The sequence below is a fragment of the Frankia sp. CeCAU1 genome, assembly GCF_977971845.1.
The window spans coordinates 6,074-19,014 of record NZ_CDWWXA010000016.1; the positions used below are offsets into that span (position 1 = coordinate 6,074).

The 12,941-nt window shown below is 71.6% G+C and carries 11 protein-coding genes and 1 pseudogene; 5 read left to right on the forward strand and 7 right to left on the reverse strand.

All coding sequences use genetic code 11. From position 1 onward, the window contains the following. Positions 1–458, reverse strand: a 458-nt coding sequence (locus AC08OO_RS05170) for a CHASE3 domain-containing protein (protein WP_476618279.1), incomplete at its 3' end; no start/stop codon positions are given. 607 nt (positions 459–1,065) lie between these two features. Here AC08OO_RS05170 and AC08OO_RS05175 point away from each other — a divergent pair. Continuing rightward, the gene (locus tag AC08OO_RS05175) at positions 1,066–2,235 is read left to right on the forward strand and encodes an ABC transporter ATP-binding protein (protein WP_476609788.1); all 1,170 of its coding nucleotides are present in this window, start codon (positions 1,066–1,068) and stop codon (positions 2,233–2,235) included. Next, positions 2,232–3,017 (forward strand): ABC transporter permease subunit, encoded by a 786-nt coding sequence (locus AC08OO_RS05180; protein ID WP_011435620.1) that lies wholly within the window; start codon positions 2,232–2,234, stop codon positions 3,015–3,017. Before AC08OO_RS05175 ends, AC08OO_RS05180 begins: the two co-directional genes overlap by 4 nt. Before the next feature lie 38 nt (positions 3,018–3,055). Here the strand turns inward: AC08OO_RS05180 and mdoC are convergent, their stop codons facing one another. Together mdoC and AC08OO_RS05190 are read right to left on the reverse strand one after the other, a co-directional pair. Then, positions 3,056–4,321, reverse strand: a complete 1,266-nt coding sequence (gene mdoC / locus AC08OO_RS05185; protein ID WP_476609789.1) for a glucans biosynthesis protein MdoC — start codon at positions 4,319–4,321, stop codon at positions 3,056–3,058. 149 nt (positions 4,322–4,470) lie between these two features. Next, the gene (locus tag AC08OO_RS05190; RefSeq protein ID WP_476609790.1) at positions 4,471–5,268 is read right to left on the reverse strand and encodes an aldo/keto reductase; all 798 of its coding nucleotides are present in this window, start codon (positions 5,266–5,268) and stop codon (positions 4,471–4,473) included. 228 nt (positions 5,269–5,496) lie between these two features. Here AC08OO_RS05190 and AC08OO_RS05195 point away from each other — a divergent pair, with 228 nt between their 5' ends. Together AC08OO_RS05195 and AC08OO_RS05200 are read left to right on the forward strand one after the other, a co-directional pair. Further along, positions 5,497–5,775: a type II toxin-antitoxin system TacA family antitoxin gene (locus tag AC08OO_RS05195; protein ID WP_476609791.1), complete on the forward strand. Its 279-nt coding sequence runs from the start codon at positions 5,497–5,499 to the stop codon at positions 5,773–5,775. Positions 5,776–5,875: 100 nt separating this feature from the next. Continuing rightward, the gene (locus AC08OO_RS05200) at positions 5,876–6,367 is read left to right on the forward strand and encodes a GNAT family N-acetyltransferase (protein WP_023840460.1); all 492 of its coding nucleotides are present in this window, start codon (positions 5,876–5,878) and stop codon (positions 6,365–6,367) included. 60 nt (positions 6,368–6,427) lie between these two features. Here AC08OO_RS05200 and AC08OO_RS05205 read toward each other — a convergent pair whose 3' ends face one another. Both AC08OO_RS05205 and AC08OO_RS05210 read right to left on the reverse strand, forming a co-directional pair. Then, complete coding sequence (locus AC08OO_RS05205) at positions 6,428–8,140, reverse strand: hypothetical protein (protein WP_476618280.1); 1,713 nt, start codon at positions 8,138–8,140, stop codon at positions 6,428–6,430. 139 nt (positions 8,141–8,279) lie between these two features. Continuing rightward, complete coding sequence (locus AC08OO_RS05210; protein WP_476609793.1) at positions 8,280–9,707, reverse strand: lipopolysaccharide biosynthesis protein; 1,428 nt, start codon at positions 9,705–9,707, stop codon at positions 8,280–8,282. Positions 9,708–9,859: 152 nt separating this feature from the next. On the opposite strand from AC08OO_RS05210, the gene AC08OO_RS05215 reads away from it, so the two are divergent. Then, a complete protein-coding gene (locus tag AC08OO_RS05215) occupies positions 9,860–11,644 on the forward strand; it encodes a glycosyltransferase family 4 protein (protein ID WP_476609794.1) in 1,785 nt (594 codons plus the stop codon). 163 nt (positions 11,645–11,807) lie between these two features. Here AC08OO_RS05215 and AC08OO_RS05220 read toward each other — a convergent pair whose 3' ends face one another. Together AC08OO_RS05220 and AC08OO_RS05225 are read right to left on the reverse strand one after the other, a co-directional pair. Then, complete coding sequence (locus tag AC08OO_RS05220; RefSeq protein WP_476609795.1) at positions 11,808–12,407, reverse strand: RyR domain-containing protein; 600 nt, start codon at positions 12,405–12,407, stop codon at positions 11,808–11,810. Positions 12,408–12,534: 127 nt separating this feature from the next. Continuing rightward, positions 12,535–12,941 (reverse strand): annotated as a pseudogene (locus AC08OO_RS05225) (DUF3367 domain-containing protein); the annotation flags it as partial.

Below are 12,941 nucleotides of genomic sequence, written 5' to 3' on the forward strand. Positions count from 1 at the left end.
AAGTCCTGGCGCGCCTTGGTGCGCACGATATCCTGGGCGGTGGCGGTGTCTTCTCTCGCCATCGCGGCCAGTTCCGGCTGGACAACCTCGCGACGCCAGTCCCGGTACGCCCGGCCGACTTCCCCGTGCTGTGCGCGCAGCGCGGGGAAGTCGGCCAGCAATGCGTCCAGCCGTGCCGTCAGGACCGGGATGGACCTGGCGGACTCGTTGTAGGGGACCAGGAAACCCCGGTCCCGGGTGATGATGTAGCCACGCAGAGCATTCTCCTGGTCGACAAAGTCGGCCAGGAGCATCGCGGTGGTGGTCGCAGCCGGGTCCAGATGCCTGCTCCGCTCCGTCGCGGCATGATGTGACCGCAGGGCGGAGACCACGGCCAACACCAGCATCACGATGATCCAGATGCTGGCGAGCAGCGTCAGCACCCGGATGCCACGCCGAAGGCCAGCCGTCTCACCCATGTGAAGATTGTCGTCCAGCCGTCGGGCGCCGGTTGTGTCGGGTGACGTGTGGGGTCCCCCGGGGGGCTCGTACGACAGCTACCCCATCTCGCGGCTGGAACGATGAGCGCCGCACTGACTGTGCCGCGCCGGATGATCGCAAACCTCGGCAACGACGCGGACCTGCCCTGGCCCCGGACTTTCGCCAATGATCGTTTGATGACATGTCGGAAATGAGCGAAAATGACGATACGTCGTCACTCTTTCGGACGAGGCGGAGACCTCCGGGTTCCCACGGCACCGAGCGCTCCGGAGTGCCGGGAGCTGGAACGGTGCCCGTGGTCCACTCGTTAGGCCTGCTGAGCTCGGCGGATCCCGAGCCGGGGACTGGCCCGGCCGCTGCGGTGCCCGGTGCCGACGGCGCCCAGTGCGTACCGCCGGTCGGCGCGGGAGTTCGGTCAGCCTCCGTGCTGGTGCCGACCCCGCCAGCGGCCGCGCATGTGGTCGACCACGACGGCCTCCGCGGGCACGACTCCCATGGAGCACGGTGGATGACGGAGTCACGGTGGAGGGTAACGGATCGACCGATCTCGGGAGTTGAACGCATGATCTGGGAGGCTGTCAGACGATGACTTCGGGTTCGGTCACCGAACCGACGCACGCATCGAACGTGGCTGGTCGCCCCCGCGGCGCGGCGCGGCCCCCGCGGCTGGCCGGGCGATCGCCCGAGGGCCCGACCGAGGCGGCAATCTGGACCCGCGGGCTCGGCAAGCGGTACGGCGATCGGGTGGCGGTGGACCATCTCGACCTCCAGGTGCCGCGCGGGACGCTGTCCGGTTTCGTCGGCCCGAACGGGGCCGGGAAGTCCAGCACGCTACGCATGCTGCTGGGGTTGATCCGCCCCACGGCGGGCCAGGGGTACGTGCTGGGCGCGTCGATCTCCCATCCGGCCCGCTACCTGGGCCGGGTCGGGGCGATGATCGAGGGCCCGACGTTCCATCCCGGGCTGTCCGGCCGGCGCAATCTGGACCAGCTCGCCCTGCTGCGTGGGATCGGCGGGCGGCGCCGCGCCGATCGCGCGCGGCGGGTCGGGGAAGTCCTCGCACAGGTGGGCCTGACCGAGCGAGCCGACGACCGGTTCACCGCCTACTCCCTCGGGATGAAGCAGCGCCTGGGCATCGCCGCCGCTCTGCTGCCCGATCCCAGCCTGCTCATCCTGGACGAGCCGACGAACGGCCTCGACCCGGCAGGCATCCGGGAGATCCGCGCGCTGCTGGGTCAGCTGGCCAGCAGCGGCATGACGGTCTTCATGTCGAGCCATCTACTGACCGAGGTCGAGCAGATCTGCGATCATCTGGTGATGATCAATGGCGGGCGGATGCTGTTCCAGGGGCACGTCACCGACCTGCTCTCCGCCGAGGATCCCCGGATCCTCATGGTGCCCGAGCGGGACGACGACGCCCGCCGCCTGGCCGGGCTCCTCGGTGAGACCGGCCTTCGGGTCGAGATCGACCTCTGCCCCGGGCCGTCGTGCGACGCGGGAGTCGGCGAACGCCATCCGGTGGTGACCGCCCACGCCCGCGAGGGAGTGGCCGCGGACCTCAACCGACTGGCGATGCGCGCCGGCATCACCCTGCGCTCGCTGCGCACCCATCGGCCGAACCTGGAGGAGACCTTCCTGCGCGTCACCGGCGAAATCGACGGCGACCTCGTCCGTTTCGGGCACACCCCGGACGGCAGCGTGCCCGCCGTGGGAGCCGGGCTCGACCCGGCCCAGAGCCGTGGAGGTGCCACATGATCACGGCTTTCCGCGCCGAATGGGTGCCGCTGTTGCGGACCCGGTTCCTGCTCGGGACGCTGGGGGCGGTCATCGCCTCGGCCCTGCTCGGCACCGTTCTGACCTTCGTCTCGGTGGGGCACAACGACTTCGATGGCGACCCCGTCACGGCCAGCGGGCTGTCCGCCGCGAACGGCGTCGCGCAGGGGGTGCAGGCGGTCAGCATCCTGCTCGGCGTGGTGGCCCTGTCCGTCGTCGCCGCGTCGCTCGCAGGCGACCACGCGCACGGGGCCCTGCGCAACCAGCTCGTCGCCCAGCCGCACCGGCTCCGGCTTCTCGCCGGCAAACTGCTGGCTCTGGCGGCATTCGTGGTCCTCGTCATCGCCGTGGCGACCGTGGTCTCGGTCGCGCTGTCCTTCGCGCTCGCGCCGCTGAAGGGGGTGTCGACGGCCGCCTGGAGCAGCGCGGCGGGGCTGGCCGAACTGAGCAAGAGCTTTGTCAACCTGTGCGCCGGATCGCTCGGTTACGCCGCGCTCGGCGCCCTGGCCGCGATCGTCTTCCGCGCGCCTGCCGCGGCGATCGCGGTCGCGGTCGCCTACGCGCTGCCGGTGGAGATGCTGGTCACGCGCATCTACGGTCCCGCCCGGGCCTGGCTGCCGGTGCAGCTGATGGAGGCGATCGCCACCGGTGGCTTCGCCGTCGCCACGCCCTACGCCGACGCGCTGCTGCGCGGGCTGGTCTACTGCACCGCGATGGTGCTGGTCGCCGTCGTCCTCTTCTGGCGCCGGGACATGACCTCATAAGGAAACGTTATAAGGGAGCGTTATAAAGGAAGGTTGCGTCAGGGAGCCCAGCGCAGGTGCTGGGTCCGTTCCGGGTCGAGCTGTTCGGCCCGGGGAAGCCAGCGCAGCGGCTGGGTCGGCTCGGAGTCCGCCGTGCCGGCCGCTGTGGTCAGGGGCCCGGCCGCGGGCCGGCCGGTGCCGCGGCGGCCGTCGACCGGGAATTTCCCGTTGAAGATCTTGCGGAGGAAGGGTGACCGCAAGATGACGAAATGGTGGATGGCCAGGGTCACGCCGAAGGTGAGGGCGGTGACCAGGAGCATCTGCGGCCAGCGGAGGCTCGGGTCCAACGAGAGCAGCGTCGCGATGGCGTAGATCCAGAAATAGTGGAAGAGGTAGACCGTGTAGGAGGCGTCGGAGAGGTAGCGGACGGCGGGCCGCGGGCCGGGGACGAGCCGGCTGGCAAGGGCGAAGAGCGTGGCGGTGATCGCGATGGTGAAGAGGGTCCTGCTGAGCACCAGACCGGTGGATGAGGTCAGCACTCCACCCCAGTCCTGATTGGCCGCCAGCAGCAGGACGCCGGCCACGGCGAGCAGGATCGGCGCGGGCCGCTGAAAGGACGGCAGGATTCGCTGCCGATCCAGGTAGAGGAGCACGCCGAGGAGGAAGAACGGCAGGAAGTCCAGCGTCTCCTCGACCGGGAGGTCGAGGGGATCGGAACCGATGACGGGAGTCACCGCGGCCCGGTACCCGCCGCGGATGAGGATGGTGGTCACGATGACGAGTGAGATGATCGTGGCCATGACGCGCAGCCGACCGGTGGTGGCCCGCCGGTAGAGGGAGCTGGCCACAAGGCGGGATATGACGCTCACGGCCGCCGGGGTGCACAGCGCGTAGGCGAGCAGCACCATGAGGAACCACAGCTGCAGAGGCCAGCGCAGCTCGCCCACCGGCTCGGGGACGATGTTTCCACGCAGGAAGTCCAGGAACGAGACGTCCGGGTTGTGGAAGTTGTAGCTCAACCAGAGCGCGGTGGGATTGAACAGGACCAGGGTGCACAGAAATGGGATTCCCACGCTGGCGAGCCTGCGATGCACGGTGCGCGACGGCCCATACTTCCCGACGAGCATCGCGGAGAGGAACCCGGAGATCAGGAAGAAGTCCGCCATCCGGAAGAGGCCGGAGGCGTAGGCGATCCCGTGGAAGAACGGGTCGTCACCGAGCGTCGAGGCATGCACGAAGACGCCGCCCAGCATGAAGACGGCGCGCAACGCGTCCAGGTGGTGGTAGTGCCCGCCCGGAGCGGACGGCGCCGCCTTTCGCCCCACGATTCCTCCACCAAGGCTGCCGGACCGCTCCGAGCCCCTACGGGCGACGCCCTCCGGTGAAGACGTGGCAGGCTTACATCGTACGTATCATGAATGATACGAAACGAGAGGATTGCCCCGAGCTCCCAGGGACCCCGAACTCCCGAAGCTCAGTGCCCGAACACCTCGGAGTCGAGGGCGTCCGCCTCCCCCGCGGCGCCCCGGTCCAGTCCGGAGATCGCGGCAATCTCCTCAGCGGAAAGCGTGAAGTCGAAGACGTCGATGTTCTCTGCCAGGCGCCTGGGGCTGGCCGACTTCGGCACCACCACGATGCCCAGCTCGATGTGCCAGCGCAGGGCGACCTGCGCGGGGGTGCGCTCGTGCGCGGCGGCGATCCGCGTGATCACCGGTTCGTCGAGCAGCCCGGTGCCGGCGCCCAGCGGGCTCCACGCTTCCGTCACGATCCCCTGCTCCGCGTGGTAGGCGCGGATCGCGGACCGGCCGAGTCGGGGATCGAGCTGGATCTGGTTCACGTCCGGCACGACACCGGTCTGGGCCAGCAGCCGGTCGAGGTGGGTCGTCTTGAAGTTCGACACCCCGATCGCGCGCACCTGGCCGTCCTTCAACAGCTCGACGAGCCCCTTCCAGGCCTCGACGTACCGATCCCGCCACGGGTTCGGCCAGTGGATGAGGAGCAGATCGAGGTAGTCCAGCCCCATCCGGCGGGCGCTCTCCACGGCGGCCCTGCGCACGCCGCGGACGCTGTGCGAGCGTTTGTTGAACTTCGTGGTGACGAACAGCTCCTCGCGGGGCACGCCGGCGGCGCGTAGTCCGGCGCCCACTCCCTTCTCGTTGCCGTAGTTGTGCGCGGTGTCGATCAATCGGTAGCCCAGCCCGAGCGCCTGTTCCACCACCCCCTGGACCTCCCGGTCGTTCAGCGGCCAGGTTCCGAGCCCGAGCCTGGGCATCCGGGCACCGTGCGCGAGCGGGACGGTGGGGACAGGCGAAAGCACCACGGGCGTAGGACCTCTCTGGTACGAAGATCTGGTACGAAGAGATGCCGGGCACCCGACGGGATCCGCGCTCCGGCCGGCCTTCGAGCATCCGGGCGACACGGCCGCGATGGATGTGGTACCCACGTCGGCGAGCGAGACCCGGGGAAACGGGTCCGAAGACCCGGAGGGCAGACTGCCAACATGAGCACCGCCAGGGACGACAGACTCGCGGTACGACTACCCGAGGATGAAGCCGAGATCATCCGCTCGGCCGCGGAGGGTGAGGGCCTGTCCCTTGAGGACTTCGCCGTCGAGGCCATGAAGCGATACGCGCGAGAGGTTCTCGCCGACCGCCGCCTGTTCCGCGTCCCGGATGCCGACTGGAGCAAGCTCGAGGCGCTGCTCGACGCGCCGCCGCCGGACTCCCCCCGGCTGCGCCGGCTCCTCGACGAGGAACCGGGCTCGGAGCAGCAGGAGTAGCCGGAGCACCCCGCCACCTCTGCCCGCCTCCCGATCGGCCGACCAGTCGACCGGCGATCCCGACGCGGTCCGACGCGGCCCCAAGAAAGGATCCTACGCAGTGCCCCTCGCCAAGCCCGCGGCCCTGTCCGAGGGCCCGGACCGGCTCACCTTCAACAGCGGTGACGACCTGCTCGACGGCTGGCTGCGCCACCACGCCCTCGAACACCAGCAGGACCGGACGACAAACACGTTCGTGATCGTCGACGGTACCCGGATCGCCGGCTACTACTGCCTGGCCACCGCGGCCCTGGAACGGATCCCCGGTTCACGCCGGTGGTCGCGCCGGTCCACCGAACCCGTTCCGGCGATGTTCGTGGGACGGCTCGCGGTCGATGTCCGGTACCAGGGCCGCGGGCTCGGCGCCCAACTCGTCCGGGACGCCGTGATGCGGTCGCTGACCGTCCATCGCATGGTCGGGGTGCCGCTCCTGCTCGCCCACGCGATACGGCAACCCGGCCGGGCGTTCTACCGCCATCTCGGCTTCCTCGGCACCCACGTCGACCCCTACCTGCTCGCGCTGCCGCTACACGCCGCCGCCGGCGGGGGCTAAGCATCGCCGGCCGCCGCTGGCCCCCGCCGAACGCCGCTGGCCCCGCTGGCCGTCCGTCACCTACCCGTCACCGAGCAGCACATCCAGATTGACGCGCAGCAACCACTGATCGAGCTTGAACGGGGGGTACGGCCAGGGCAGGCCGTCGAGCACCAGCTGGTTCACCGGGAGCCACAGGCTGCGCCGACGGGCGTCGACCGCGCCGCGGCGCACCCCGACATACCGGGTCGCGGGGCCCCGCAGCCTGCTCAGCCCCACGTCGATCGGCCGGTCGGTGCGGAAGGTCATCCGCGTGCCGCGCCCCGCCGGCCGCACGACCTGCACCAGGCCGTCGAGCCCGGCGAGCAGCACCGCGCCGGTGGCCGGATCGACGGTGATGCTGCGCACCAGCCCACCCCGGTCGGTGCCCGCGACCAGGTAGTCGGGGCGGTTGGCGATGCCCCAGGTGTCGACCGGCCAGTTGCTCGTGGCGGGGGCCCGGGTCACCAGGCCGCGTTCCCCATCGATCTTCGGGTAGACGGCGAGGGTCTCCGCCCGCAGCCCGTCGGCCTTGGTGCGGGCCACATACAGGGTGCCGTCCGCGCCGAACACGGCCGACTCCATCCGGGAGCCGTCCTGAACGGCGCGCACCGCCGTGCTCTTCGGGCTGATGGTGCCCCGCGACGCCGAGTAGGAGAACTCCTGCACGGGGAAGGGCTGGGCCCGGAAGTCCAGCCCGCGCACGTCACTGATCAGCACGAACCGTTCGTCATCGGGTTCGCTGGTGGGATCGGCGACGACCTCCCGCGGGTTCACGACCAGTTCGAGGCCCAGCGGGCGGACCTGCGGGTACTGCCAGTGCGCCCGTACCCGGCCGGCAAGGTCGACGACGAGCAGGGCGCCGTTGTCGGTGCCGCCGACCCCGGTCCCCAGGTACTGGGCAATGACCAGGTGCCCGCTGCGGGGCAGCCGGGCGATCGAGGACGGCCCGCGCGGTGAGCGCGGCTCCAGCGGCGCGAGCACCGGGAAGGCCAGCGCCGCCACGTGCGGCGGGGTGGTCCCGGCGAGCTGGGCCGCCGTCCTGGACGCCGTCCGGTCGTAGGCCCACCGTCCGCCCGGGGAATCCCGCCGGAGCTGACCGATGCTCGGCAACTCGCCATCGATGGAGGTGTTCCAGCCGAAGAAGGGCATCAGCGAGACGAAGACCACCCGCTCGGTGCCGTCCGGACCGGGCACGACGATCACGTCCGAGATGTCCCCGCCGCCCACACCATGGTAGTTCGGGTCGGCCCGGGGCAGGCTTGTCCGGCCCTTCGTTGAGGGGATCATCAGGCGGGTGAACCGTTCGGCGGCCGGCTCGAAGATCTCTATCTCCATGCCCGTGCCGGTCAGCTCCGCCTGGTCGTCGGTGAACGGAGTCGTCGCGAGGAAGACGGTGCCGTCCGCGGCGACCGCGGACAGAAAAGCGGCCTGACCGGGGCCGAAGCCCCAGCCCGGCACCCCGGCAATCTCGATGGCCGACCGGTCGTCGAGGTTTCCGAAGGTGCCGGGTGCGCCGTAAATAGTCAGCAGGTTCCTGGGCAGGCCCGCCACCGCCCCGGCCGGCATCGACGGCCCCACGGTGACCCCGCCGACCGGTGCCGAGGGTCGGCTCAGCGGCAGGTCACCGGAGGATGTCGGGCCCGAGGACGAGGAGAGCAGGCGCGCGGCGACGAGGGCACCGGCGGATGTCGCGCCGAGGCCCACGGCCGTCGCAAGCAGGCGGCGGCGAGTGACGGCGAGCTGCGAACGCACCGACCCCGACGACCCGGGAGACCCGGGAGACCCGGGAGACCCGGGCTCACCACCGTCCGCGTTCGGACGGGTCTGGGCTGGCATCAGCGGTGGCCTCTCCGCGCGGGGTTGGCAGGGACTCGTCCGGCAGAGGAACTCCTCACACCCGGGCCGGGACCCCCTCGCCGGGCTGGGGGTTGGGTAGCCCCATGTCCCCCGCCGGCCGCCGGTGCGTCTCGGCGGCCCGCGCCGACCGGCGGTCGGTGTGATGCAGCTGGACCACGAGCAGGCCGACCGCGAGTGCGGTCACCGACTCGGCGGCGAGCGCGGCGGTGGCCGTGGCCATCGATCCGCCGCCGGCCGAGACGAGCGCCCCTGCCGTCGCCACCGTGGCGACGGCAAGCACGCCGACGACCCGGCGCACCCCGGCGCCGAGCAGGTACGTGGTGAACATCAGGGTGACGGCCAGCAGGGTCATGCTCAGCGCGAGCACCGACAGCGCGGAGGCGGCGGCGGTGAGATGCGCCCCGAAGACGAGTCCGATCAACCACTTCGCCGCGAACAGACCGAGCCCGGCAAGGAAGAGCCCGGGAGCGACGACGAAGACCAGCGCCACGACCAACGTGCCCCCGGCGGGGCGTCCCTCCTTGCGCCGTCGTGCCGCCTCGGGCAGCAGGAAGTTCGCGACCGCCAGCCCGATGAAGACCGGTACCCTGCAGGCCGTCGAGATCGCCGCGTAGCCGCCGACCCCGGAGGAGCCCAGCCAGCCGACGATGACGACGTCCATGTTCTGCAGCAGGGCGAGGGGGATCAGCGCGCCGAGGGCGACGGTGGTGTCGGCGATGACGCTCTGCCGGGCGCTGGCGCGTGGCGCCGGGATCGGCAGCGGAATCGGCCCGGTGGCCGGCGGTGTGCCGTCGTCAGGCAGCACGGGCGCCCCGCGCCGGAACACGGGCGGGCGCGGCAGCCGCGGGGTGCGCGTGACGGCCCACCGGGCGTGCTCGACGCCGACGACGACGCCGAGCACGATGCCCAGGCCCGCGCCGTTCACCCCGAGCCCGCCCAGCACGAGCACGATCACCAGGCCGATCCGGACGAAGCCCTCGACCACGAAGTTGACGGCGAGGCGCGGATAGGCCCCCCTGGCCTGCAGCAGGCCGCGTTCGACGCACAGCAGCGTCCACAACGCGGCACCGATGGTCGCCTCGGCGATCGCGAGCGGATGCGGATAGGACATCAGCGCGGCCACCGGCCGGCACAGCACCACCGCGACGATCGCGGAGATCGCGATGCCGACGCCGCAGGCGCCCCGCAGCCGCCGGATCCAGGACCACTGCTCGCGCCGGGTGCCCCCCGGGCCGGACGTCTCGTGCCGCACCACGGCGATCAGCAGCGCGTTACCCGCGACCGAGAGGATCAGGAAGATGCTGACCTGCACCGACACGGCGCCGTAGGAGTCCGGGTCCAGCGACCGGGCGACGATCAGGTTCATCAGCAGGTTGCACCCGTTGACGAGCATGCCGGCGACGGCCAGTGCTGCCGGACCGGCCAGCAGGCCCGTCACAGCCTCACGCGAGGGCTTCGCCATCAGCCTCCCCACCGGGAACGGGACACGTCGAATCACCCACAGCGGAACACCGGCCATGGTAGGTGGCCGACGATTTTCCGACATCGGTAGGTTGCAGGCGAACCTTGCAGACGAACATGGTAAGCCCTGGCGAGCGGAACGAAACGGAAGGAATGCCACCGGTGACGGGAACTCCCAGCGTGACGCCCCCGGGAGGATCGACACACCTCGGAGGGTCCCGGGAGCGCCGGTACCTGCCCACTCTCGCCGGCCGGCACGTGGTGTTCCTCAACTGGCGGGACCGGGAGCATCCGCAGGCCGGCGGGGCGGAGTTGTTCTGCCAGTCGATCGCCGAGCGGTTCGCCGCGGCCGGTGCCCGGGTCACCCTGCTGACCTCGCGGGCCACGGAAGGTGAACGCCCTGGTCCGCCCGTCGCCGAGTCCGTTGGCGGCGTCGAGGTGCGCCGCGGGGGCGGGACCTTCGGCGTCTATCCGTCGGTGCTCGCCCGGCTGGCCAGCCTGGGCCGGGCCGGGCACCGCGTCGACGCCGTCGTCGACTGCCAGAACGGGATCCCGTTCTTCAGCCCCCTGGTGCTGCCGGCGAGCACCCCCGTCGTGCAGGTGCTCCACCACGTTCATCAGAAACAGTTTCCGTTGTACTTCCCCGGGCCGGTCGCCCGGGTGGGGCAACTACTGGAGGCGCCGGGCAGCCGGTGGGTCTACCGGCACCGACCGGTGGTGGTCGTCTCCCCCTCGACCCGCGCCGAGGCCCGTGACATCCTCGGCCTGCCCGGCCCGCGCTTCCTGGTCCCCAACGGGGTGACCACCACGACCGCCGGGGCCACCACGACCGCCGGGGCCACCACGTTCACGGGCCCGGCTGGCGGCGGGCCCGCAGGCTTGGATGGCGGGCCCGCGACGACGCCCACCATCGTGTGCGTCGGCCGGCTCGTGCCGCACAAGCGGCTCCACCTGCTCCTCGACGCGCTGCCCGCGCTGGTCGGGGCGCATCCCGGGCTCACCGTCCACATCGTCGGCGACGGCCCGGACCGCGAACGGCTGACCGCCCGCGCGGTCGCCCTCGGGCTGACCACCCGGGACGGTGACGCCGTGCGCTGGCACGGCTACACCGATGCCGCCACCCGCGACCGGCTGCTTTCCTCGGCCTGGCTGACGGTCAACCCCTCGCATGGTGAGGGCTGGGGGCTGTCGGTACTGGAGGCCGCCGCCCTCGGGGTGCCCGCGGTGGCGTTCCGGGTCCCGGGGCTGCGCGACGCGGTCCGGGACGGGACGACGGGATGGCTGGTCGACGAGGGCGAGCCGCTGGAGAAGACCCTCGACGCGGCGCTACGGCTACTGGCCGAGCCGCCCGCGGCGGCCGAGCTGCGCGCGGCGGCCCGCGCCTGGGCTGCCGGGTTCACCTGGGACGCCAGCGCCGAACTGCTGGCTCGGGTGGTCACCGCCGAGATCGACCGACTGGCCGGCCCGGCGGCGAAGCGGGCCGAAGCAGGAGAACAAGGCCGCACGCCGCAGCGGGGTCGGGGACCGGATCGGGGCCTGGAGCGCCGGCGCCGGGACGATGACCTCACGCACGCCCGCTTCACCCTGCCGGTCGGCACCTCCCGCCCGGCGTTGCGCCGCACGGACCTGGTGTACCGGCCGGATCCGACCGGCCCGGAGATGATCGCGCTCCTCTACGGCGCCGGCCCCGCCGCCGCACGCACCGCCCTGACCCGGGCCGGAGTCGGGGTCGGCGCGCTCGCCGACCTGCGACTACGCCCGGCGACCGGCGAGGACCTGCTGTTCGCGGCCAGCCGTGGCCTGGCGGCATCTCCCCCGGATCCGGGTCCCGGTCCGATCCCGACCGACAACCGGGACGATCAGGCGAAGGCCGGAGCGCGACGAGCAGCCTCGAACATGCTTTCCACGGAGCTGGCGGGAAAACCAGGTGACCGTTGATCGGGACGGTACCCAGGGGGCTGTCAAGTTCTCGGCTCCGTCACCACCGAATCTGCGACAGAGCCAAGTTCCCTGTGTGCGGGGCTGCGGAGGTCTTCGGGGTCAGCGGCGGACAGCGGCGGACAGCGGCAATGCGCCGACGATCGTCGCGGCCGTCAGCCGCTCACCGGATAGCCGCCTCGGCGGCGGGTCGCCGGGTGATGCACAGATCGGCCCGGGCCAGAACGGCCGGCATGTTCCGGATCGCGTCGCGGTCCCGATCACGGTCCTCTTCGGTCAGCTCCTCCCAGTCCACCATGGACGGGTGACGCTTGTCCGGGCCGAGGTCCTCGCGCACCGGACCGTAGGAGTAACCCTGCCGCTCCTTGTGCTGCCGCCACCGGTCGTGCTCGGCCCGGGCGAGCTCCTCGACCTCGGCGGCGGACAGCGAAAACGGATCGACAGCCGGATCGACGTCCTGCTCGGCCGGTGTGCACACCCAGCCACGGTTACGCAGTACCGTCTCGTAGTGAACCGCCTGATCACGGTTGGCTTCCCGCAGCGCCTCGGAGAGCTCCGCCCAGGGCCGCAGTCCGGGCCTCGATCCGGCCGCGTGCCGTTTACCGAGCTCATGCTCCAGATAGCGGTCGTGGATCGCCCGCGCCAGCAGCTCCACCAACTCCCCGTCGCCCAGGACCGACGGCGTGCCGCCGGCGCCGCCATCCCCGCCCACCGCATCGGCCCAGGCCGGGCGCGAGGCCCCGATCGGCCGTAGAGCATCCACGCGGACTCCACGCACGGCACTCACGGCACTCACGGCACTCACGGCACGCATGGCTGTGATCATGACCGGATGTCTCCCTCAGGAACAGACGGTGGACGACGTCCGAACAATCGGCGCCACGAAAACGCTAACCGAGTCCCTTGCTGTCGATATAGGGATTGCGAGTCCTATGCCCGACATCGGACCCGGCTCGGGCGCCGAAGTCGGCGCCGGCGCCCGAGCCGGCGGAACGGTCCCAGGCCCGCCCGGCCAGCGCGGCCAGCACCGCCGCCAAGGCCAAGGCGCCGAACACCTGGACCAGCGGCCCGAACGCCCCCTGCCCGGATCCGGGCTGGCTGCCGGGCTGCGCCGCCACCCCGATTCCCGCGCCAATCATGGCGACCGCGGCGCAGCGGCCCCCCGCCGCGGGCCAGCGCCGACCGACCAGGACGAACACCGGTACGGCCAGCGCCACCGGGCCCGCCACCAGCGCCACCGCCAGCATGGCGAGCACCGTCCACCCCACACCGGCCACCGGCGGGGACACCGTCGCCC

What these genes read in the sequence shown, in the direction of transcription:
- AC08OO_RS05195 (WP_476609791.1), top strand. Translation starts at nt 5,497, where the DNA reads ATGAGCACCGCCAGGGACGACAGACTCGCGGTACGACTACCCGAGGAT.
- AC08OO_RS05190 (WP_476609790.1), bottom strand. Translation starts at nt 5,268, where the DNA reads ATGCCCAGGCTCGGGCTCGGAACCTGGCCGCTGAACGACCGGGAGGTC.
- AC08OO_RS05210 (WP_476609793.1), bottom strand. Translation starts at nt 9,707, where the DNA reads ATGGCGAAGCCCTCGCGTGAGGCTGTGACGGGCCTGCTGGCCGGTCCG.
- AC08OO_RS05215 (WP_476609794.1), top strand. Translation starts at nt 9,860, where the DNA reads ATGCCACCGGTGACGGGAACTCCCAGCGTGACGCCCCCGGGAGGATCG.
- AC08OO_RS05180 (WP_011435620.1), top strand. Translation starts at nt 2,232, where the DNA reads ATGATCACGGCTTTCCGCGCCGAATGGGTGCCGCTGTTGCGGACCCGG.
- AC08OO_RS05175 (WP_476609788.1), top strand. Translation starts at nt 1,066, where the DNA reads ATGACTTCGGGTTCGGTCACCGAACCGACGCACGCATCGAACGTGGCT.